Source organism: Butyricimonas sp. DFI.6.44 (assembly GCF_022132345.1).
Taxonomy (GTDB): Bacteria; Bacteroidota; Bacteroidia; order Bacteroidales; family Marinifilaceae; genus Butyricimonas; species Butyricimonas muris.
The window spans coordinates 65,847-88,602 of the sequence record NZ_JAKNJD010000014.1 but is presented as its reverse complement, the minus strand read 5'-3'; the positions used below and the strand labels follow the sequence as shown (position 1 = coordinate 88,602).

Here is a 22,756-nt window from a genome sequence, read left to right as displayed (position 1 = left end):
TTCAATTGTATGCTATGAGAAAGATATTATTTGTTTTCGCGATGATTTTGGTGTTGGGTTCTTGTAAGAATGTCACGAAGAATTTGATGCCTTCTATTTCGGGCAAGATTAATCAGGTTTTGGTGATTGCCGAGAAAAACGTGTGGAACGGTCCGGTGGGAGATACGATAAAGGCTTTCTTCGGGCAGGAGCAGGACGGACTTCCGCAGGCGGAGCCTATTATGGATGTGATGAATTTGCCGGAGATGTATTTCGACAAGAATATGAAGGGGCATCGGAATGTATTGCAAATCAAGATTTCCCCGACGATTGATTCGGCGTACGTGCAATACGCGGATAGTCCTTGGGCAAAAACTCAGAAGTTTATAAAAATTGCCGCCCCGAATAACAAGGTGGCAATACAATTGTTCGAGGAGAACAAGATGAAGATATTGGGTATTTACGCGAAAGCGGAGCGCGATCGATTGGTGTCTATCTACAAGCGTACGGCGGATAGCCGGATATTTAACCTGTTCAAGAAGAAGTATGATATGTTGTTGTATTGCCCGACAGGTTATTATATCAATAAGGATACGACTGATTTCGTGTGGATTTCGAGCGAAACCAAGAAAGATAGCAAGGGGATTATATTTTTCACGGAGAAATACGAGCACGAGAGCCAGTTTAATCACGTGATTATCGTGGATCGGGTGAACGAGGAGTTGGAGAAGTTTATTCCCGGACCGAGGAACGGTTCGTATATGGCGCTGGACACGGAAATTCCTTATACTTTTGTGCAATATAAATATAACGGACATTACGCGGTGTCTGTTCGGGGACTGTGGACGGTGGTGAATGATTTTATGGCGGGACCGTTCGTGTTGAACGTGGTGTTGGACGAGGAACACCAGCGGGTGATCTACATGATGGGGTACGTTTATTACCCGAACGAGGAGAAACGGGATATGCTGAAACAAGTGGAGGCTATACTGAACACGATGGTGATCGATTTCAAGGAGAAAGAGCAGCAGCAGGAAACAAAGAAGTAATTGATGAGATATTTGATATTGATGTTGGTGATAGCATCCGCGTGTACGGATGCTATTTCCGTGAATTTACGGAACGGGATAGAGCGTTATGACGCGTACCGTGATTTGTTGGCAGGTAAAAAGGTGGGAGTGGTGGCTAATCATACTTCCCGCGTGGGTGAACAACACGGGGTTGACTTTTTGCGGGAACAGGGAGTCGATGTGATTCGTGTTTTCGCACCGGAGCATGGATTCCGGGGTACGGCGGATGCCGGGGAGACGATAAAGAATGATACGGATGTGACGACCGGTTTGCCGATAGTGTCCCTTTACGGGAAAAACAAGAAACCCCAACCGGCGGATTTGAAAGGGATAGAAGTAATGGTTTTTGATATACAGGACGTGGGTGTCCGTTTTTATACTTACCTGTCGACGCTGCATTACGTGATGGAAGCGTGCGCGGAACAGGGAATCCCTTTCATTGTCATGGATCGTCCGAACCCGAATGCTTTTTACGTGGATGGTCCCGTGCTGGAAAAAGAATGCGTGTCGTTCGTGGGGATGCACCCGGTGCCTGTGGTGTATGGAATGACGATTGGCGAGTACGCGCGAATGATTAATGGAGAAGGATGGTTGAAGGGGCAGGTGAAATGTGATCTGACAGTCGTTCCTTGTGAGGGGTGGAATCGGGAACAACCCGTTGCTTTACCTTACGCGCCTTCGCCCAATTTGCCGGATTCGGTTTCCGTGATGCTTTATCCGTCAACTTGTTTTTTCGAGGGGACGGCGATTAACGAGGGGCGGGGCACTTTGCGGCCTTTTCAAGTCTTCGGTCATCCCGACCTGAAAGATATGCCGTATAGTTATGTCCCGAAACCGATAAAAGGGATGAGCATGACCCCGAAGTGCGCAGGGAAGACTTGTTATGGAATGGACTTGGCCAAAGAATATAACACGATATTTGAGATGAAACGGTTGGATTTGGCGTGGTTATTGTTGGCATACAGGAAGTACGAGGGGAAAGAGCCTTTCTTTAATGCCTTGTTTGACAAGTTGGTCGGGAATACCCGTGTCAGACAGCAAATCAAGGATGGCAAGACGGAAGAAGATATCCGTGCCGGTTGGCAGGAAGACGTGGCGAACTTTATGGATGTAAGAAAGAAATATTTAATTTATTGATAAATTGATTCCGTGATTGGCGGTTTAGTGATTCATTTTCAATTTTTAATTTTCAATTGTTATGTGGCGTTTTTTGAAGTATTTTTTAATAACGGTACTGATTGTTGTCGTGTTGGTTTGTGCGGCGGTCGGTATCGTGTTGAATTTCATTTTTACCCCGGAGAAATTGACTCCCGTGGTGGAGAGAACCGCGAATGAGTTGTTGGACGCGGAGGTGCATTTTGATTCGATTGAATTGACATTCTTTTCCACGTTCCCGAATTTCGGGTTGGAGATACGAAACGGGAGTGTCGTGACGAAGGTGTTTCAAGACACTATTAACGGGGAAAATGTTTACTCGAAAACGGATTCTTTGATGAGTTTCGAGCGTTGTCTTTTGACGATAAACCCGATGGTATATCTCGCGAAGAAAGATATCGTGGTGAAAGAATTGCGGGTAGAGAAACCCCGTATATATGCCTATATTAATAGCGACGGGATTCCCGCTTGGAATGTTATGCGGTCGGAGCCGGCTGATACATTGTCAGTGGAATCGGGTACCGAGTCGGAAAAGTTATTCGAGGGTATTGATATCAAGAATATTCGTGTGGAGGACGGTTATTTGGTGTTTGACGACCGGGCGAATCGGCTTTATGCCCGTGCGGAAGGTTTCGGCTTAAAGATTGACGGTGATTTCACGGGGCGTAAGGCCAATTTGCAGTTAGGAATGAAAGCCAAGAATGTATTGTTGTGGCAAGAGGGGAATTTATTGGTCAAACGATTAGCTTTTGGCGTTCAGACCGGGATGCACGTGGACCGGGATTCTTTATTGTACACGTTAGACAGGGCGGTGATGAACGTGAACGGGATAAAATTCGGTGTCGGGGGACAGTTGCGAGGCGATACGGTAAGGCGGCAGTTGGCGGTAGATTTGACTTTCGGGGTAAAAATCCCGTCATTGAAAACGATTCTCGATCTGGTACCAGAAACCATATTGAAGCGGGACGATAGGGTGGAAGTTGCCGGGGAGGTTTCGTGTAAAGGAACATTGAAGGGTATTTACGGGAAAGACCGGGTGCCTGTACTGGAAGCCCGTTTCCGGGTACGGGACGGGGCGGCAAAATATGCCGGGATGCCGTACGCTTTGGAGAAATTGGATGTTGATATGGAGGGGTTGATTGATTTGCAGAAAGAGCAGGCTTCATACGTGAAATTGAACCGTTTGCGCGTGAAAGGAACGGACGTGGACGTGGATATCGAGGGACGGGTGGACGAGTTGATCACGAATCCCAAGGTAGACGCGAAAGTGAAAGCGGATGTGAATTTTTCGATATTACCCAAGATATTCCCGTTGGAGGAGGGCGTGACAATGAAGGGGAGTTTGAGCGCGGCTTTGAGAACCCATATCCTGTTGGCGGATGTAAAGAATAAGAATTACGGGAAGTTGGATATCCGGGGCGGTTGTCGTTTGCGTGACGTGTTGCTGGCAAGCGAAAAAGATAGTTTGTCCCTGCGTTCGAAATCCGTGGGGTTGGGATTCGGGACGAATATGGAAGATACGACAATCATGCAGGGAAAGAATTTGCTGAACGGAATATTCGGTTTTGACAGCGTGGATATCAAGTGGAAGGAAGCATTGGTATTTCACATGGATACTTCTTACGTGAAGGTGAAAACTTCTCCGTTGAGAGATACCTCGGCTGTTGCATCCATGTCGGCGGATGTCAAATTCGGCTGGATTGATTTGACGGTGGGGGATTCCGTGCGTTTCCGGATGGGAAATAGTAAAGCGAGTGTGGCTCTGGCTCCTTCGCCGGAGAATAAAAAACTGCCGTTGGTGAAGGCACGGGTAGATATGGATAGCTTGCGCATACGTGCCAAAGGAAATCGGTTACGATTGGCTTTTGCCGGATTTGATTTGTCCGCCGTTCCGGGTAAAAAAGACGAGCGACCGTGGAACGTGGAGGGGATAATCGGATTTAAAGATATGCGGGTATATACGCCGTTGTTCCCGTTGCGCATGAGGATGCCCGGAACGAAGATTACTTTGAAACCGGGGCATGTTAAATTGAACGGGGCAAGGCTGAGAATGGGTAAGTCCGATTTGTTGTTGACCGGGGAGGTGTATAATCTTGCCGGAGCGTTCTTGCGGCAAGAGGAATTGGAAGCGAAATTGAAAGTGAAATCGAAGATGATTGATTGCAATCAATTGATGAAAGCGATGGAAGTCGGGGAGGCAAACCGGGCAAATATGAAGTGGGGGATGGATGAGGAATTGAGCGAGGAGGAGTTGTCTGATGTTGATCTGGCGGCAGATTCAACTTACGTGGCAGATTCAACGATGTCGGTATTCGTGGTTCCGCCGGGAATAGATTTCACGTTCGAGACGGATATTAATCGTGTGCTGTACGGGAAATTGGTTTTGGATAGTATTCATGGAGAGGTGAACATGAAAAATCAATGTATAGAGCTGTCCGATTTAAGGATGCGTTCTATGGCGGCGGACGTGAGGACAAGCATGTTGTACCGGGCGTCTTCGCCGGAGAGGGCATATGCCGGGTTTGATCTTCAACTGGACGATATACACGTGGGGGCTCTGATTGATTTTATGCCTTCACTGGATTCTATCGTGCCGATGTTGAGGTCTTTTGACGGGTTGGTGGATTTCCACATGGCGGCGGAAACGGAGATGGATTCTTCGATGATGATTGATATACCGACTTTGCGGGCTGTCGCTCATATCGACGGGCAGGACTTGGTGCTGATGGACGGGGAAACGTTTGCCGAGATATCGAAAATGATGATGTTCAAGAATAAGGAACGCAATTTGATTGATAGTGTTTCGGTTGATTTCGCAATCAGAAATAGCACGATAGAGATTTTCCCGTTTATGGTCGAGATGGATCGGTACAAGGTAGCCGTTGGGGGTGAGCATAAAATAGATATGACTTTTAACTATCATATTTCTGTTTTGAAATCTCCCGTACCGTTTAAACTGGGCGTGGATATTCTCGGTTCCATGGAGAAGATGAAATTCAAGATAACAAAAGCTAAGTATAAGAACCTGTTTATCCCTTCCCGTAGAGCGAAAGTGGATAGTGCGCAAATTAACGTCCGCAACCGGATACAGGAGATATTACAGGCAGCGAGAAAATAAAATAATTAGACGAATATGTTTACAGGAGAATAATTCGTATATTTGTTGATACAAGTTTGTAATGATTATGAAGTCAATAAGTGAATATTTGCAGTTGTTGTCCGATTATATGAGGACACATGCTTCTGTTTATCGCATCACACGAATGGGAATATTCGGTAGTGTGGCTCGTGGTGAACAGACTGAAACAAGTGATATTGATATTTGCTTTGAAGGAGATGCTCCGACTTTATTTACATTAGCTCGTATCAAGTATGAGCTGGAGGCTTTGTTAGGACGTCCCGTTGACTTGGTGCGTGTGCGTGAAAGAATGGATGAGGTATTGAAGCAAAATATTCAAAAGGAAGCTATTTATGTATGATGTGAAGGTTTTGCACTTGCTGGATAAAATCATAGAATCAGTGGAAATTATTCAGCAGAGAACAGTGGCAATTCATTGTGTAAATGATTTCTTGGATTCATCGGCAGGTACATTGTTATTAGATAGTATCTGTATGAAATTGATAGCGATAGGAGAAAGTGTTAAAAACTTGGATAAAGTGACAACCGGAAGTTTGCTTGTTCATTATCCCCAAATTCCGTGGCGAGAAGTAATGGGAATGCGTGATATAATTGTGCATCATTATTTTGAGGTTGATGCTGATGTTATTTTTAATACGATACAAGAAAATATTCCTTTATTGATGAGTTCATTAAAGCAGATACGGAAAGATTTATCTGAAAAATAGAAAAAGGATGCCCGAAAGCATCCTTTTTTATATATATGATGTTTAAGAATGAAACCCACGGTCAGTATATGAACTTCCCGAGTTCGCTGATAATCGTGAGCTTATTACCTTGTCCCTCGTCGTTGTCGTAGCAGCGACCGACGATCCGAGCGTCAATATTGAAACTTTTGGATATGGCGATGATGTCTTCCGCGATCTCTTCGCTCACGTAGATTTCCATGCGGTGTCCCATGTTGAACACTTTGTACATTTCTTCCCACGGGGTGCCGGATTGTTCCTGAATCAATTTGAAGAGAGGAGGTACGGGGAACATATTGTCTTTTACAATATGCAGATTTTCCACGAAGTTCATCACTTTGGTTTGGGCACCGCCGGAGCAGTGTACCATACCGTGAACTTGTTTCCGGTATTTGTCAAGAACTTGTTTGATAACCGGGATGTAGGTGCGTGTCGGGGATAATACCAGTTTCCCGGCATCAATACCCAAATCGGCGATCTTGTCGGTTAATTTGCACCCACCGGAATACACGAGGTCTTCGGGTAGAGAGTTGTCATAACTCTCCGGGTATTTTTGCGCAAGGTATTTGGCGAACACGTCATGACGCGCGGAGGTCAAGCCGTTGGAACCCATTCCGCCGTTGTATTCGGTTTCGTAGGTTGCCTGCCCGTAGGATGCCAGACCGATAATTACATCGCCTGCTTGAATATGGTCGTTGGAAATCACGTCGGAACGTTTCATGCGGCAAGTGACCGTGGAGTCCACGATAATCGTACGCACGAGATCGCCCACGTCGGCTGTTTCTCCCCCGGTAGAGTAGATGTTCACGCCTAATTTGCGGTATTCTTCTATCAATTCTTCCGTGCCGTTGATGATAGCTGCGATGACTTCGCCCGGAATCAGCCGTTTATTGCGTCCGATAGTGGAAGAGAGTAGGATGTTATCTACCGCACCCACGCAAATGAGGTCGTCAATGTTCATGATGAGTGCATCTTGCGCGATACCTTTCCACACGGAAAGATCACCGGTTTCTTTCCAATACATGTATGCCAGTGATGATTTGGTACCCGCACCGTCGGCGTGCATGATGTTGCAATAACTTTTCTGACCCCCTAAATAGTCCGGGATGATCTTGCAAAAAGCTTTCGGGAATATTCCCTTGTCAATGTTTTTGATGGCGTTGTGAACGTCTTCTTTGGATGCAGATACACCCCGTTGATTATACCTTTCGTCTTTTCTCATGCGATACAATTGAAAATTGAAAATTGAAAATTGAAAATGGATTTGAATAGAATCCGGTATATTCTAAATTTTCAGTTTTCTAAATTTTATGCTTCTAAATTATTTTGTTTGCAAAGTTAGGTATAATTTTCAATTTTCAATTTTCAATTTTCAATTTATTGCTCGTTTGTCGAGCAATTCCGTGAAGCGGTCTTTGTAGGAGTCCGATATCGGGATATAGACTTTACCGAAAATGATGCGGTTGCGTTCGATCGTTTTGATTTTGTTCATGTTGATAATATACGAACGATGTACCCGGACGAAAGTGTCGGCGGGTAGGAAATCTTCGATAGATTTCATGCTCATCAAGGTAAGGATACCTTGCCCGTCTTCGGTTTGGATGCGGATATAATCTTTCAATCCCTCGATGTAGAGTATATCTTTTAATTGAACTTGGACGAGTTTGTAATCGCTTTTCACGAAAATAGATTCCGGGGCGGGGCGGGTGCGCAGGGCTTTGGTGGCAGCCCGCAGAAATTCCGAGTAATTGAACGGTTTCAGCAAATAATCCAGAGCATCTACACGAAAGCCTTCGATGGCGTACTGTTCGAATGCCGTGGTGAATATGATTTTTACTTTATTTCCTACCAGTCGGGAGAGTTCCAGCCCGTTCAGTTCCGGCATCTGTATATCCAGAAATATCAGGTCTACCGGGGTTTCTTCAATGACGGACAAGGCTTTGATGGCACTGTCACACCGGTCTACAAGATGCAGGAAAGGGGTACGACTCACATAACTTTCCAGTAACTCGAGAGCCAGAGGCTCGTCATCCACGATCAGGCAGTTTAGTGTCATGAGAGTTTGTGTTTAGAGATGAATATTCAGTTCCGCGATGAAGCGGTCGTCTTCCGTGCGGGTGGAAAACAGGAAATTACCCGGGTAAAGTAATTCCAACCGGCGTTTCAAATTCTTTATTCCTATGCCGGAGCCGCTGCGATCGTTATCTTTCTTGGGGAAATTGCTGTTCGCGACGAGGCAATGCAGCCAATGGTCTTCGTGCAATTCCAATTGTATATGTATAAACGAGTCCTGCGTGTTGCTGACCCCGTGTTTGAATGCATTTTCTATCAGCGGGATAAAAAGCAATGGGGCTATCATTGCACCTTTTCCGGTTTCGGGAATGGAAACATCCAGATGGGTGGTTCTCGAGAGGCGTAAGCTCATTAATTTGATGTAACTCCGCATAAAATCAAATTCCCGATCTAAAGAGACCAGATTGTCGTTATTTTCGTACAGCACGTGGCGAAGCATCTTGCTTAAATCCTGTACGGCGTATTGTGCTTTGTCTTGATTGATTGCAATCAAAGAATAGATGTTATTCAACGTGTTGAATAAGAAATGCGGGTTGAGTTGGCTTTTTAGATTTTGTAATTCGGCCTCCGCTTGTGCTTTTTGAAGTTCTTGTTTTTCGCCTTCCGTTTTATACCAACCGCTTGTCATTTTAATCGCCACGCTAAGTCCCACGGTGAGTCCCATGAGTAGCAGGTCGCGGCTGACGAAAAGCAATACCGGCGGTTTGGGCAGTGCATCTTTGAGGGCTTTCAAATTTTCCGGCATGGGTTCGCTCAAGTATGCCCGGTGGAAGTTCTGCCAACTATGGAGTAAAATGCCTAGAAGTATGATAAACAATAGATTTGTCAATATGAATTGTACAATCTTTCTGCGGAATAGCAAGCAATCTATCAGTTTGCCGTAATTAATGTAGAAGATAATCAGGCAGGAAAGCGGCATAAAACAATACCCGAGGTATCGGTTTAAGGTAATGGCTTGTTCCCCGCGATACATGAAGAAAGGAAGGGTAAAAAATATACCCCATCCGATCACGTGGATCGCGATTTGTAACACATTCTTGTTGATCCTCTTGGGCATTATATTATTGTTGGTTGTCTGCAAAGGTAGAAAAATTAGAGTTTATAAGGTTTATAAAGTTCATAAAGTTTTTAAAGTTTATATTGTTTGAAAGAACCTGCAACTCGCCGCGGGCGAACGAATAAAGTTGGTAAAACAACTTTATTCGTACCGTATGGCGTCAATCGGGTTGAGGCGGGATGCCTTTTGTGCCGGATACCACCCGAAGAATATACCGGTAACGGTACAAACCAGAAAGGAGAGTACTACCGAATATAATTGGATGTATACAGGCCACCCGATCACGTATTTAATAACTAAAGAAGAGCCTATGCCGAGAACAACCCCGATGAGTCCGCCCGTGATACTGATAATCACAGCCTCGATAAGGAACTGAAACAGGATATGGCGTCCCTTTGCCCCGATGGACATACGGAGTCCGATCTCCCGGGTTCGTTCCGTGACGGAAACGTACATGATGTTCATGATACCGATACCACCGACCAGCAGGGATATTCCCGCGATACAAGCCAATAGCACGGTCATAAGATCGGTCGTGGTACTCATCATGGAACTTAGTTCCTCTTGCGAGCGCACGTTGAAGTCATCTTCGGCTCCCGCGGCAATCTTGTGATTCTGCCGCAGGATAGCGGATATTTCTTCTATTGCCTCTTGCGAGTCTTCTTCCGTGACTGCGGATGCATATATTCCTTGAATATAAGTGATAGCCAGTAATCGTTTCTGTATAGTGGTATAAGGAGCGATAATCATATCGTCCTGATCTTGTCCCATGGAATTGTATCCCTTGGGTGCCAATACGCCGATAATACGGAATGGGGTTTTGTTGAACCGAATGGTTTTGCCGAGCGGTTCTTCGCCCTTGGTGAAAAGGTTGTCGACGACGGTTTGCCCCACGATGCAAACTTTGGCAGATGTTTTGATGTCATGATCCGTGAACATTTCACCCTCTCCGACACTGAATTTCCGAATGTCGAGATAATCTTGGTTTACCCCGTAGATTGAGGTCGGGGCGTTGTTGGCTCCGTAGATAACTTGACCGCTGGAGTTCACGGAAGGGGTACATTTATCAATTAACTCAACTTCCCGTACAATGGCTTCATAATCTTCCATTTTTAGCGTCTGCATACTGCTGGCGCTTTGACGTACACCCCCGAAGCGACCGTTACCGGGATGTACCATGATCATGTTGGAACCCATTTCCGATATTTGTTCACGAATACTACGTTTTGAGCCTTGACCGATAGCCAACATGGAGATCACGGATGCTACCCCGATGATGATTCCCAACATGGTAAGGAATCCCCTGAACTTGTTATTAGCAAGGGCTCGTAATGCGATTCGTATTAAATTTCCGTAATTCATGTATCCATTTATGATTTAAGATTTGAGATTTATGATTTTAGATTAGATGACCAATGTTTTTATTAATCGTAAATCGTGATTCATAAATCTTAAATTAGTTAGTTTTCAATTGTTTCGTCGTTCTCTTTCGGTAGCGCTGCCAGTGCTTCCTTGGCAGAAGCGACATTCGGGTTGATGGTGTCTTCCGTGATATGTCCGTCCCGCAACACGATGTTCCGGCTACTGAATTGTGCTATTTCCGGGTTATGGGTAACGAATATAATGGTTCGTCCTTCCGAATGTAACCGTTGGAAAAGCGTGAGGATCTCGAAAGAGGTTCTCGTGTCGAGATTTCCGGTCGCTTCGTCTGCAAGCAGGATCACCGGATCGTTCACGATTGCCCGCGCGATGGCAACACGCTGCTGTTGCCCCCCGGACATCTGGTTGGAACGATGGTTTACCCGGTCGCTCAAACTTACTTCTGCCAGTGCTTGCATGGCTTTTTCCTTGCGCTCTTTGGCAGAAAAGGTCGGATTGTAGAGCAACGGGAGTTCCACGTTTTCCAAGGCTGTCGTTTTCGGGAGTAAGTTGTAAGATTGGAACACGAAACCTATCTTGCGATTGCGTAATGTGGCACGATCATTTTTCCCCATGTCCCTGACGGCGATCCCGTCAAGGTAATAGTCACCCGAGGTAGGGGTATCAAGGCATCCGAGGATATTGAGCAGAGTGGATTTCCCGGAGCCACTGGTACCCATTATCGTTACGAATTCCCCCGGTTGGATGGAGAATGATACACCGCGTAAGGCGTGTACAACTTCTGAACCGACCGTAAAATCCCTCCTCAGGTTCTCTATTTTTATGATATCGTTTGTCATGTCTTTTGTTTTACTTATTTTCTTTTTTGTCCGGGACGGGGCGGCATGAACGGGTTGGATTCTCCGCCGTTATCGCCGGATGCCGAGGCTGCACGTGCGCGTTGTATTCCGACTACCATGCGAGCTCCTTCCTGTATTCCTTCTTTTACCTCCATGTAAATACCGTCGCTTACCCCCGTTTTAATGACTTTCGGGACAATGCCTTCTGCTGTCAGTATCCATACCGTTTTTTCTCCTCTTCCGGCTTCCGGTGCTTGCATGGCTTCCGGCGTGAAGCGGAATGCTTTCAGCGGGGCAAGCAAAATATTGTCTTTTTCCATCGTGTACACGGTAATGTTTGCCGTTAATCCCGGTTTCAGTTTCAAGTCCGGGTTCGGTGCATCGATGACAACTTCGTAAGTAACCACGTTTGACTCGGTCGTCGGGTTCAGGCGTACTTGTGTCACATCGCCCTCGAACGTATCTTCCGGGAATGCGTCCACGGTAAATGTTACGCGTTGTCCTTCTATTACTTGACCGATGTCGGCCTCGTCCACGTTGGCGATTACCTGCATCTTGCGCAAGTCGTTGGCAATCGTGAACATGGTCGGCGTTTCGAAGCTGGCGGCAACGGTTTGTCCTTCTTCTACTTCTCTCGATAGTACCACCCCGTCAATGGGAGAATAAATTGTAGCGTATTCGAGATTCGATTGGGCTTTAACCAAGGTAGCTTGCGCTTTCTCGTAAGTCTGTTTTGCATTCTCGTATTGATATTCGGCTTCCTCGAATTCCGTGTCACTGATTAATCTCTTCTCGTGCAATTGCTTAAGGCGTTTGTAATTCTTTTGCTGGTATTCATACGAGTTTTTGCTAGACTTCAAGTTCGCCATCTCGGATTTTAATTCTGCCTCCAGCAATTTTCTGTCAAGTTCGGCTAGCAGTTGCCCTTTCTTTACTACTGAATTATAATCCGCGTAAATGCGTGAAATTGTTCCGGAAACTTGTGTACCCACGTCTACTTTGGTAATAGGTTCAATAGTTCCCGTGGCGGTGACTGTATTATTGATAGCTCCTCTTTTCAATTCGACGGTTTCGTACGTTACGGCTTTTTTATCTCCCGAGCGGAAGAAGAAAAAGGCTCCTACAATGACTGCAAGGACAATGATTATGGTTACAATCTTTTTCATTCTGATTATTGTTAATATTTTATACTATAATTCGATGGGTTGATTCCGGTAGAAGTTCAACAGTTTGAGCGAAAGAATAGCTTCGAATTTCGCTTGAATCTGTTCTTGCAGGGCGGAAAGATAGTTGTTCTTTTCCGTGAGTAACTCTACCGTGTTCTTCATGCCTTCGTTAAACTGTTCCTGCACGAGGTTGTAGCTCATCGTGGCGGACTTGACACTGTTCGTTGCCGCGAGATAACGGCTTTGCGAAGCTGTCACGTTCTGGTGCAGTGTTTCTATCGTTTTCCATAGTTCTTTGCGGGTATTCAGTTCCTCCAGTTGAGCCGTTTCGGTTTGTAGCTTTGCTTTTTCCACTGCCGATTTCGTTTGGCGGTTTCGAGAAATGGGGATACTTACGTTAATCCCCAAATTCTCGTTCAATCGGTTATTTATTTGTTTTGAAAAAGAATGATTCGATTCGGAATCATGGTTCGTGGAAACAGACGCGCTGAAAGTAACACTCGGTAAACGATCGCCGGCTGCTATTTTTTCATTCAATTGGGAGGCTTCCACGTTCAATTGACTGTTTTTCATCTCAGGCATTGTTTCAAGGGCAACCCGATAGACCTCGCTCAATGAAGGGACAAGGCTGAGGACTTGTGTGCTGTCCAGTTCCGGGAAGTATATATCGAAGCTGTCATTCGGTTCCAGTTCGAGGATTTGTTTCAGTTGTAATTTATTTAGAGCAAGCGTGTTCTCTGCCATGGTCACGCTATATTTATCGTTACTGTTTTGTGCTTCAATCTGCGCAAAGTCGCTGATGGCTATGGAACCGGCATCCAGTAATTCTTTGGAGCGGGCTAGTTGTGCTTCCGAGGTTTCCAGATTCTGACGGTTTGTCTTTAATGATTCGTTCGCGTAAAGTATTTGCAAATAAGCCTCGGTAACGGCAATCTCGATATCATTTTCCGCCATATTTACTTGATATTCTTGAGCTTCATTTGTCATTTCCTGCTTGCGTATGGAACGGGTTAATTTTCCCCCGTTGTACAGAGTCAACCCGCTGTTTAGCGTGTAACTGCCCGTGTACGCGCTTTGTGATTTGAATTTACCGTCGCTTTGTTCTATCTTCTGGTGTCCCCAGCCTTGAGAGCTGCTGAACGTGAGAGAGGGGAAGAGTTGGGCTTTGGCTTCCAATAAATCCACGTTACTGCTTTTTTGGCTTACCCGTGCCGATTGTACTTGGATGTTATTTTTCCGGGCATAATCAATACAATCCTTGAGAGTCCATGAAGAAGTGGGCTTTTCTTCTTGAGAAAAACCCACTAAGGACGGAATGATTATAAAAAGGATGGTTGCAATGTAAGTATGTCTTATTTTGTTCATAGCCTTTGTTCATTTTGTTTGATACAAACATAAAGCATCCGACAAAGGCTTACAAATCATTTAGATGTTCGGGGAAAGCGACTCGACAAAAAGGGATATTTTATCGACGAATGGAATTGCACGTAAAGAAAAAAGCCCACAATGTTGTTGTGGGCTTTGCTTGCTCCTCAGGTAGGACTTGAACCTACGACCTACGGATTAACAGTCCGCCGCTCTAACCAACTGAGCTACTAAGGAATTTTCTCAAATCATGGTGCAAATATAGAGCCTTCCGGGGAATTTGCAAAATATTTCGGCAAAAAAATATGCCCAAAATGTAAATAAAATGCAGCCTGTATAACGATATCCGTTATAATCAATAAAATAGCTTTAGAAAAAAAACTTTCAAACTAAGAATACTTGCGCTTTTAAGCGTGTAAAGCTGCGAAAAGTTGTAGATTTGCGGAATCAATCAAAAATATAACAGTTATGGATTACATGAAAGAATTGAACGTGGCGATCACGGTATGCGATAAAGAAGGTAAGATACTTCAGATGAATGAGAAATCCCAGAAAACAAACCACGGTAATCTGGTGGGGCAAAACGTGTTTGATTGTCATCCGGAACCTGCCCGGACGAAGTTGGGCGAGTTGATGGAACAACACGCCACGAATGCGTACACGATAGAGAAGGGTGGGGTGAAGAAATTGATTTATCAGACACCGTGGTACGAGAACGGGGAGTTCATGGGATTGGTGGAATTCTCTTTGGAGATACCGTTTGAAATGCCGCACTATATCCGGAAACCGAAGACGGAATAATATTTATCTTCGATTTGTAAAACATTTTAATGGTTTTATAGGTATACACTTTATAACTATAAATAACGATAATACCTATAGAACTATGGAACAAAAGAAAAAACTTACGACGGAAGCCGGAGCGCCGGTCGGTGATAACCAAAATATTCAAACGGCTGGTCCTCACGGTCCGGCATTGCTGCAAAACGTGTGGTTGCTGGAAAAACTGGCGCATTTTAACCGGGAACGTATTCCGGAACGAATCGTGCATGCTAAAGGAAGCGGGGCTTTCGGAACTTTCACGGTAACAAATGATATCACTCGATACACGAAAGCGAGCATTTTTGCCCAAGTAGGTAAAAAGACCGACGTTTTTATGCGTTTTTCCACGGTAGCGGGAGAGAGAGGAGCCGCGGATACCGAACGGGATGTACGGGGTTTTGCCATGAAGTTTTACACGGACGAGGGCAACTGGGATTTGGTGGGCAATAACACGCCTGTTTTCTTTATTCGTGATCCTTTGAAATTCCCAGACTTTATTCACACGCAAAAGCGTGATCCGAAGACGAACTTGAGGAGTAACACTGCCATGTGGGATTTCTGGAGTCTTTCGCCGGAATCGTTGCATCAAGTGATGATTTTGATGAGCGACCGGGGTATTCCCCAAGATCTGCGGCATATGCATGGATTCGGTAGTCATACATTTAGTTTCTATAATGCCAAGAATGAACGTCATTGGGTGAAATTCCATTTGCGTTGCATGCAAGGTATCGCCAATTTCACGAACGAGGAGGCAGAGCAAATCGTGGCAAAAGACCGGGAACATTCGCAGCGGGATTTGTTCGAGAATATCGAGAAAGGAAATTTCCCGAAATGGAAAATGTGCGTTCAGATTATGCCGGAGGAAGATGCTAAAACCTATCGTTTCAATCCTTTTGATTTAACTAAGGTGTGGAGTCATAAAGATTACCCGTTGATTGAGGTCGGAATTATCGAGTTGAATCGTAATCCGGAGAATTATTTCGCAGACGTGGAGCAGTCGGCTTTCAACCCGGCTAATGTTGTTCCGGGAATATCGTTTTCGCCGGATAAAATGTTACAGGGGCGTTTGTTCGCGTACGGGGATGCTCATCGTTACCGTTTGGGTGTCAATGCTGATTCGATTCCGGTAAATACACCTCGTTGTCCCGTGCATAATTATCATCGTGACGGGCATATGCGGGTTGATGGTAATAACGGTGGGGACGTGAATTACGAACCGAATAGCTTTGGTGGTCCCGTGGATGATAATAAATACAATCAACCGGCTTTTGATATTGAGGGTAAGGGGGAGCATTACAAGCAAGATAAAGATTACTACACCCAACCGGGAGATTTGTATCGCTTGGTACCCGAGGATGAAAAGAAACGGATACACACGAACGTGGCTACAGCTATGGAGGGTGTTCCCGTGAATATTAAAGTCCGGGTAGCTGCTCGCTTTTATCAAGCAGATGAACGTTGCGGTAAAGGTATTGCCGAAGCCGCGGGATTAAATATGAACGATGTACTTGCCGAGGTGAAACGCCAACAGCAAGAATAATAATTGATTTATTCTGTACGAGGGTGACCTAAAAGTCACTCTCGCTAACTCTTTCTATTGGACTCTGTCAAAGAGAATTCCGGAAAGTTCTTCTGCACGAAACTTTTGGGTAGTTTCTTTATTACTTCCCTGTAAGAATGTTCGACGAGTTCCTCGATAAACTTGTCGGAAAGACTACCGTGCATGTAGACACCGTTCCAATGTTTTTTGTTGGAGTGATAAGCGGGGGTGATTTCCGGGTATTTTTCCCGTAGTTCGATAGCCCGGTCCGGATCACATTTCAAGGCGATTGTTTCGAAGGGCATGATATCCGCGTACGTGAACATTTTATTGAACACCTTGAATACCAACGTCGTTTCGTCAAACGGAAATTCTTCCGTCGTGTGTGGGAAAGAAAGACACAATTCTCTAAATTCTTCAATATTCATATTTGTCGTGTTGCTCGGGAACAAAGATTATTAGTTATTTCCATACATGAATGTTTTGGAAAACAAATGTAATCATAGTAAACGAAAAAACGACCATTTGTAGGTCGTTTTTCTTGAAGGGGTGGAGCAGCGGGGAATCGAACCCCGGTCCAAACACGGAATCAATATGCTTTCTACATGCTTAGCTTTTTGTTGGTTTTCGAATATAGCCCGGAAAAAAGCACCCAAACTATACCTTAGCTTCTAAAGTTTCATCAGCGTTGCGAAGCAAGACGTTGACTAACCTCGTATTGCCTGCACCCCGGATGCTGGTTGGCACAAGGTGGGACCGCCAGCGGGATGTCCTGTCTCCACTACCTTGAGCGGAGATTAAGCCTCAATCTACTGTGATTCGATTAGGCAGCAAGAGCGTAATTTCTTTCGCCAATTAAAATTTTGCGTCCGGGATTAACGGGCCGGCTTCACTACGCCCGACATGCTTACATACCTATTCATCATGCTGTCAAATCCACGTCTGCCCCTTCGGTATGCAGGTACAAAGATACGAAATAATTGAAAATTGAAAGTTGAAAATTGAAAATTATTTCTTTCCGACGATCACTAAATCATAAATCGTAAATCATGAATCATAAATTCCTTACTCCATCAAGTGTTCCACGAGGATTTTGATACCGATGGCGATGAGGATGATGCCACCGAGAAGTTCGACGTTGATGCCTTTGATCTTGCCGAAACGATATCCGCAGATAACCCCAAGCAAAGAAAGGGTGAAGGTGACAAGGGCGATTATGAAAGCGGGGAAATAAATACTTGTTTTCAGGAATGCCATACTGACGCCGACAGCTAGCGCGTCAATGCTGGTGGCAATGCCAAGGGTGATAAGAGTTTTGTTGGAAAAAGACGAGATGGTTGTTTCCTCTTCCTCGAATGATTCGTAAATCATTTTGCCTCCCAGAAAACCAAGCAATACAAAGGCAATCCAATGGTCGAAAGAGGTGATGTACGAGCTGAAGCTAACCCCGAGCAACCAACCGAGTAAGGTCATGCCTCCTTGAAATATTCCCATGGTGAAGGCAAGGCGTAATGATTGATTCATGCGGAACGGTTGCATGACAATCCCCCCGCTGATACTTACAGCGAGGCTATCCATTGCCAACCCTAAGGCGATCATTAATACGGAGATAATACCCATGCATGAAATTTTTGACAAAAGTATAAAAATGATGGCGAAATTAAGCGCAAAAAATGTAACTTTGTAGATAAGGAGAGTTTATTTATAATAAGAATAGATATGAATTTGCAGACGAAGGTTAATATTACGGCACCCGATTTTATGATAGATTACAGTTCCAAATTGATGATGTTGGGATCGTGTTTCGCGGAGAATATGGGAGGTAAGTTTTCATATTACAAATTTGATGTTGATGTGAATCCTTGCGGGATTGTTTATAATCCGCGATCGGTAGCTAATGTGCTCCGTTTGATCGTGGAGGGGAAGAAATTCGGGAAGGAAGATTTGATGCAGGTCGGGGATAAGTGGGTGAGTTTGTTCCACCACGGGGCTTTTTCTTCGACAGATCAAGAGGAGTGTCTGGATAAGATTAACCGTCGGTTGGCTCGTGCCACTGAAGAGATTCGCTCCGTGGATTTACTGGTGATCACGTGGGGAACGGCATGGGTATACCGACACACGGGAAAAGACGTGGTCGTATCGAATTGTCACAAGATCCCCTCGCAGGATTTCGAGCGTTATCGGTTGAACGTGGAAGAGATCGTGAAAGAGTACACGGAATTGATCGGGAGTTTGCAGAAGGTGAATCCCGGAATGCGGGTATTGTTTACCGTGAGTCCTATTCGGCACTGGAAAGATGGGGCGCATGGAAACCAGTTGAGTAAAGCAACCTTATTGTTGGCAATCGACCAATTGCGGGAAAAGCTGAATAACGTGTATTATTTCCCGGCTTACGAGATCGTGCTGGACGAGTTGAGGGACTACCGATTCTACGCGGATGATATGTTGCATATGTCCAGCCTCACGATTGACTATACTTGGGAGAGATTCCTGTATAGCTTTATCAGTCCGGAGGTGTTGGGACTGATGAACCGGATTGGAAGGATAAACAAGGCGGTAGCTCATCGACCTTTTGATCCGGCGTCAAATGATTATCAGCGTTTGGTAAAGAATTTACTAACGGAAATTGTAGCGATTTCCCGTTCTTTCCCGTCAATTGATTTTAGTGAAGAAGAAAGAAAGTTGAAAGATTCGGTAAGCAAGTGATGATTATCCGTGTTTCATGGCACTTGGGTACGTGGATGGTAGCTGTGATTTAGAGAGAGGGCATTAGTTCTCGCGGTGTCAGCGGAATCGTGTCTTGTTCCACCACGGGATCGAGTTCTTTCAAATAGATCACGGTCTTCACGGGATAAGCCCCGGCATATTTCTTACGAATACGTTTTAACGCGGGGATAGTCTCGATGCGGGTACGGAAGTTGCCGACACGGATTTTAAAGTCGGGATCCGTGTATTGCAGATAGGCACGAATATCCGGAAATTCTTCCTCGAATCGTTGCGTGTAACTTTTCAACGTGTCGATGTTGGTATTATAAGAACTGGCAGATAATATTTGGATACGATAGCCTTGGAAAGCCTGTTCCTTCCTGTTGACAGAAAGATTCAGTTTCATTAGCTGTTCGATTTTCGGGTCCCCGTGGAGCGTAACTTTCCCGCCCGTGATAGAGTCTGCTTGAGAGAGTTGTTTGAAAAAGTCTACATCCGGTTTCACTGCGGGTATAGTGTCTGTCTGTGCCCAAGTTTGATGGGTAATGAATAATATTAAAATAACAAGTATTGATTTCATGAATAAATGTCTATCGTGATACAACTAATTCGACTTCAATCGACAAAGATAGTATAAATTGTCTTTTTGTGGTAGAAAAATAGATAAATAACACTATTTTTGTAGCCGTGAATATGAAACATTCTACATGAATAAAATAGGAAAAGATGAATCAAGTAACAGATCAACAAATCATTGAAATATTGAGAAGAGAGGCCGTTCCGGCCTTGGGGTGTACCGAGCCAGTAGCCTGTGCTCTGGCTTGTGCAAAATGTAAAGAGGTATTGGGAGGCGTGCCCGAGCATTTGGATGTACTGGTTAGTGGCAATATTTATAAAAACGGCATGGGTGTCGGGATTCCCGGAACCGGAATGGTAGGTCTTCCTATCGCCGCTGCTTTGGGAGCGGTTTGTGGGAAGTCCGAGTACGGTCTGGAAGTATTGAAGGACGTGAACGTGGGGGATAACCTGCAACGTGCCAAGGATTTGTTAAGTCATGTTACGGTTTCTCTGAAAATGGATGCCCCGGATAAATTGTACGCCGAGGCATTGGCATCCAAGGGAAATGATAAGGTGAAAGTGATTATCGCTCACACGCACACGAATATCATCCTAGTGGAAAAGAACGGCGAGGAACTTTTCAAGAGAGAATTTAAGTTAGATACGACAAAGAAAGAAGATAAGGGACCGGAGTTAAGCGTGAAACGTATTTGGGATTTCGTGCACGAGGTAGACGTGAAAGATATCGAGTTTGTTTTGCAAGGAGCCGAGATGAACAAGGCCATTTCTGCCGAGGGGTTACAATCCGAGTACGGTTTGCAAATTGGCAAGACGCTGAAAGAGAATATAGACAAGGGATTATTGGAGGACGATTTGTTGAACCGCACATTGATTCGCGCGACGGCAGCGTCGGATGCCCGTATGGACGGATGCCCGAAACCGGTAATGACAAATTCCGGTAGCGGTAATCAGGGGATCACGGTGTATTTGCCCGTGGTGGTGGCTGCCGAAAAATTCGGGGCTTCACGCGAGCAGTTGGCTCGCGCCTTGGCATTGAGTAACCTGATCGCGGTGCATATCCACCATTACATGGGACATCTTTCTGCTCTTTGCGGGATTTTGATTGCCGGTACGGGAGCAGCTTCGGCTATCACTTACTTGATGGGCGGTACTTACGAGAATATGGTCAACACGATCAAAACGATGTGTTCCAACTTGACCGGAATGATGTGTGACGGAGCTAAACAGGGATGTGCCTTGAAAGTTTATTCCGGGGTGTCTGCTGCCGTACAGGCGGCTCTGTTATCCATGAACGGTATAAAAACAAATAATGACGGGATAGTGGAAGAGGATATCGAGCGAACCATTCGTAACGTGGGATTGATTGGAACCAAGGGAATGGAGGAGACGGATAAGACGATCCTGAACATCATGTGCAACAAGGAAACAAAATAGTTTTTGAATTTGAACCCGTACGTGAATATACACACGCATCATGTCGGTGAAGGAATCAATGTCTTGGATATTGGAGAGGGAAAAGCGTGGATTGAAGACGAGAAAAGACGGGTGATAGAAGAGGGGCAGGAAGTTTTTTACTCGGTAGGTGTTCATCCGATGAGGCTTGGGGAAATTGGAGAGGATGCTTTGACGTGTGTAAATGACATGCTTTGCACGGGGAGAGTTATCGCGATCGGAGAGTGCGGTTTGGACCGTCGCTCTCCGGTTTGTATAGAGGAACAGGAACGGGTGTTGGAAAGACAGGTTGAATTGGGCGAAAAGTTTCGGAAACCTCTGATTATTCATTGTGTAAAGGCGTATTCCGAGTTGATAGCTATTCGGAAAAAGATGAAATCTTCAATCCCGTGGATTATTCACGGGTATAATAATAACGAACAGATATTGCGACAATTGTTGGAACACGGGTTTTATATTTCCGCGGGGACGGCACTTTTAAATGACCGCTCCAACGCTTTTCATTTGCTACGACATGTTCCTTTGAACAGGTTGTTTTTGGAGAATGATGACAAGACGGTGGGGATTGATGTTATTTACAGCGCGGCATCCGGTATACTGGGACTTACCGCGGAGGAATTGAAGAGGGTGACGAGGGAAAATTTAAAGAATGTTTTTGCGATATAATTATGGATTGGCTGAGTAGAACGGAATTGCTCTTGGGGCAGGAGCGGTTGGGACAGTTGAAAAACGCACACGTGTTGGTTGTCGGGTTGGGTGGTGTAGGGGCGTATGCTGCCGAGCAATTGTGTCGGGCAGGGATAGGCGAGTTGACGATTATTGACGGTGATCGTGTAGACGTGACGAATAAAAATCGGCAGTTGCCGGCATTGGACAGTAATATCGGGAAGGCGAAAGCGGAAATCATGGCTGCCCGATTCCGGGATATCAATCCGGATATCCGGCTTCACGTGATCAATGATTTTATCAAAGACGAGCGAATGATCGAGATATTGGAGATGGCGAAGTATGATTACGTGGTAGATGCGATAGACACGTTAGCTCCCAAGATTTTCCTGATTTACCATAGTCTGCAAAAGGGATATCGTATCGTGAGTTCCATGGGTGCCGGGGGAAAAATGGACCCGACACAGGTATGTATTGCCGATATTTCCAAATCTTATAATTGTAATCTTGCCCGTATGCTTCGCAAAAGGCTTCATAAGCTGGGTGTCTACAAGGGAGTGAAGGTCGTGTTCTCGCCCGAGGAAGTCGCTCCGGAAGCTATTGTGTTGAGCGAGAGTGAGAATAAGAAATCGAACGTGGGAACGATTTCTTACATGCCGCCCGTGTTCGGGTGTTTTTGTGCTTCGGTAGTTATCCGTGATCTGGCGGAACCTGTTTCTAGTGAAGACCTAAAGAAGAACTAGGGAAGTCCTATGGAAATCATTCCCCGGTGACGGTGTTTATGTGCTTTTAGTGCGTGCTTTCTATATGTGAGATTATAGGATCTCCACAGGATAACCGGAGCAAGAACGGAGGAAGGGTATGATTACCCTAGGACTTCGGTATTATTATAGTGGGTCTTGGGTATTAAGCCGCATAGAGGTGTGTCTGTGAATGGCGATGAAATAATCAAAATTAATAAAAATAACAATTTACTTGTAATTGATGTAATTAATGTATACGTTTGTAAGGGATGAATGCTGACTTTAAATGATGATAATAGA

Annotated in this window: 21 protein-coding genes, 1 tRNA gene and 1 other RNA gene; 11 read left to right on the top strand and 12 right to left on the bottom strand. The window is 45.1% G+C overall.

Annotated elements, in window-relative coordinates:
* Window positions 1–14 precede the first annotated feature (14 nt).
* From L0M98_RS18380 to L0M98_RS18360, 5 genes are all read left to right on the top strand, one after another.
* Window positions 15–1,028: a DUF4837 family protein gene (locus L0M98_RS18380; protein WP_227217200.1), complete on the top strand. Its 1,014-nt coding sequence runs from the start codon at window positions 15–17 to the stop codon at window positions 1,026–1,028.
* Between the two features lie 3 nt (window positions 1,029–1,031).
* Window positions 1,032–2,186 carry an exo-beta-N-acetylmuramidase NamZ family protein gene (locus L0M98_RS18375; RefSeq protein WP_227217201.1) on the top strand — a complete coding sequence of 385 codons (1,155 nt, stop codon included), beginning with the start codon at window positions 1,032–1,034 and terminating at the stop codon, window positions 2,184–2,186.
* A gap of 61 nt (window positions 2,187–2,247) precedes the next feature.
* A complete protein-coding gene (locus L0M98_RS18370; protein ID WP_227217202.1) occupies window positions 2,248–5,322 on the top strand; it encodes an AsmA-like C-terminal region-containing protein in 3,075 nt (1,024 codons plus the stop codon).
* A gap of 67 nt (window positions 5,323–5,389) precedes the next feature.
* On the top strand, window positions 5,390–5,683 hold the full coding sequence (locus tag L0M98_RS18365; RefSeq protein WP_099290048.1) for a nucleotidyltransferase family protein: 294 nt from the start codon (window positions 5,390–5,392) through the stop codon (window positions 5,681–5,683).
* Complete coding sequence (locus L0M98_RS18360; protein WP_099289958.1) at window positions 5,676–6,050, top strand: HepT-like ribonuclease domain-containing protein; 375 nt, start codon at window positions 5,676–5,678, stop codon at window positions 6,048–6,050. The genes L0M98_RS18365 and L0M98_RS18360 overlap by 8 nt, the downstream gene beginning before the upstream one ends.
* A 61-nt stretch (window positions 6,051–6,111) precedes the next feature.
* Here L0M98_RS18360 and L0M98_RS18355 read toward each other — a convergent pair whose 3' ends face one another.
* The 8 genes from L0M98_RS18355 to L0M98_RS18320 form a co-directional block, all read right to left on the bottom strand.
* Window positions 6,112–7,290: an AIR synthase related protein gene (locus L0M98_RS18355; protein WP_227217203.1), complete on the bottom strand. Its 1,179-nt coding sequence runs from the start codon at window positions 7,288–7,290 to the stop codon at window positions 6,112–6,114.
* Window positions 7,291–7,440: 150 nt separating this feature from the next.
* Window positions 7,441–8,124: a LytR/AlgR family response regulator transcription factor gene (locus tag L0M98_RS18350; RefSeq protein WP_227217204.1), complete on the bottom strand. Its 684-nt coding sequence runs from the start codon at window positions 8,122–8,124 to the stop codon at window positions 7,441–7,443.
* 12 nt (window positions 8,125–8,136) lie between these two features.
* Window positions 8,137–9,198 (bottom strand): sensor histidine kinase, encoded by a 1,062-nt coding sequence (locus tag L0M98_RS18345; RefSeq protein WP_227217205.1) that lies wholly within the window; start codon window positions 9,196–9,198, stop codon window positions 8,137–8,139.
* A 141-nt stretch (window positions 9,199–9,339) separates the two neighbouring features.
* Window positions 9,340–10,560, bottom strand: coding sequence for an ABC transporter permease (locus L0M98_RS18340; RefSeq protein WP_099289962.1), 1,221 nt, complete (start codon window positions 10,558–10,560; stop codon window positions 9,340–9,342).
* A gap of 98 nt (window positions 10,561–10,658) precedes the next feature.
* Complete coding sequence (locus L0M98_RS18335; RefSeq protein ID WP_186977293.1) at window positions 10,659–11,417, bottom strand: ABC transporter ATP-binding protein; 759 nt, start codon at window positions 11,415–11,417, stop codon at window positions 10,659–10,661.
* A 14-nt stretch (window positions 11,418–11,431) separates the two neighbouring features.
* On the bottom strand, window positions 11,432–12,589 hold the full coding sequence (locus L0M98_RS18330; protein ID WP_099289964.1) for an efflux RND transporter periplasmic adaptor subunit: 1,158 nt from the start codon (window positions 12,587–12,589) through the stop codon (window positions 11,432–11,434).
* A gap of 18 nt (window positions 12,590–12,607) precedes the next feature.
* Complete coding sequence (locus L0M98_RS18325) at window positions 12,608–13,948, bottom strand: TolC family protein (RefSeq protein WP_227217206.1); 1,341 nt, start codon at window positions 13,946–13,948, stop codon at window positions 12,608–12,610.
* Between the two features lie 163 nt (window positions 13,949–14,111).
* Window positions 14,112–14,185 (bottom strand) — tRNA-Asn (locus L0M98_RS18320).
* A gap of 231 nt (window positions 14,186–14,416) precedes the next feature.
* Between L0M98_RS18320 and L0M98_RS18315 the strand changes: the two genes are divergently transcribed.
* Together L0M98_RS18315 and L0M98_RS18310 are read left to right on the top strand one after the other, a co-directional pair.
* Window positions 14,417–14,749: a diguanylate cyclase gene (locus tag L0M98_RS18315; protein WP_099289966.1), complete on the top strand. Its 333-nt coding sequence runs from the start codon at window positions 14,417–14,419 to the stop codon at window positions 14,747–14,749.
* Between the two features lie 85 nt (window positions 14,750–14,834).
* On the top strand, window positions 14,835–16,310 hold the full coding sequence (locus tag L0M98_RS18310; RefSeq protein ID WP_227217207.1) for a catalase: 1,476 nt from the start codon (window positions 14,835–14,837) through the stop codon (window positions 16,308–16,310).
* A gap of 44 nt (window positions 16,311–16,354) precedes the next feature.
* Here L0M98_RS18310 and L0M98_RS18305 read toward each other — a convergent pair whose 3' ends face one another.
* From L0M98_RS18305 to L0M98_RS18295, 3 genes are all read right to left on the bottom strand, one after another.
* Window positions 16,355–16,738, bottom strand: a complete 384-nt coding sequence (locus L0M98_RS18305; protein ID WP_099289968.1) for an MmcQ/YjbR family DNA-binding protein — start codon at window positions 16,736–16,738, stop codon at window positions 16,355–16,357.
* A 119-nt stretch (window positions 16,739–16,857) separates the two neighbouring features.
* Window positions 16,858–17,259, bottom strand: a transfer-messenger RNA (tmRNA) gene (gene ssrA / locus L0M98_RS18300).
* A gap of 116 nt (window positions 17,260–17,375) precedes the next feature.
* Window positions 17,376–17,930, bottom strand: coding sequence for a manganese efflux pump MntP (locus tag L0M98_RS18295; protein WP_099289969.1), 555 nt, complete (start codon window positions 17,928–17,930; stop codon window positions 17,376–17,378).
* A 99-nt stretch (window positions 17,931–18,029) separates the two neighbouring features.
* Between L0M98_RS18295 and L0M98_RS18290 the strand changes: the two genes are divergently transcribed.
* Window positions 18,030–19,016 carry a GSCFA domain-containing protein gene (locus L0M98_RS18290; protein ID WP_186977279.1) on the top strand — a complete coding sequence of 329 codons (987 nt, stop codon included), beginning with the start codon at window positions 18,030–18,032 and terminating at the stop codon, window positions 19,014–19,016.
* Window positions 19,017–19,065: 49 nt separating this feature from the next.
* Here the strand turns inward: L0M98_RS18290 and L0M98_RS18285 are convergent, their stop codons facing one another.
* Window positions 19,066–19,596 (bottom strand): SPOR domain-containing protein, encoded by a 531-nt coding sequence (locus L0M98_RS18285; RefSeq protein WP_227217208.1) that lies wholly within the window; start codon window positions 19,594–19,596, stop codon window positions 19,066–19,068.
* Between the two features lie 146 nt (window positions 19,597–19,742).
* Between L0M98_RS18285 and L0M98_RS18280 the strand changes: the two genes are divergently transcribed.
* The 3 genes from L0M98_RS18280 to L0M98_RS18270 are packed head-to-tail and all read left to right on the top strand — an operon-like array spanning window position 19,743 to window position 22,456.
* Entirely contained in the window at window positions 19,743–21,029 is a 1,287-nt protein-coding gene (locus tag L0M98_RS18280; protein ID WP_227217209.1) for an L-cysteine desulfidase family protein, read from the top strand.
* Between the two features lie 3 nt (window positions 21,030–21,032).
* Window positions 21,033–21,713: a TatD family hydrolase gene (locus L0M98_RS18275; protein ID WP_227217210.1), complete on the top strand. Its 681-nt coding sequence runs from the start codon at window positions 21,033–21,035 to the stop codon at window positions 21,711–21,713.
* Window positions 21,713–22,456, top strand: coding sequence for a tRNA threonylcarbamoyladenosine dehydratase (locus L0M98_RS18270; protein ID WP_227217242.1), 744 nt, complete (start codon window positions 21,713–21,715; stop codon window positions 22,454–22,456). The genes L0M98_RS18275 and L0M98_RS18270 overlap by 1 nt, the downstream gene beginning before the upstream one ends.
* Window positions 22,457–22,756 lie beyond the last annotated feature (300 nt).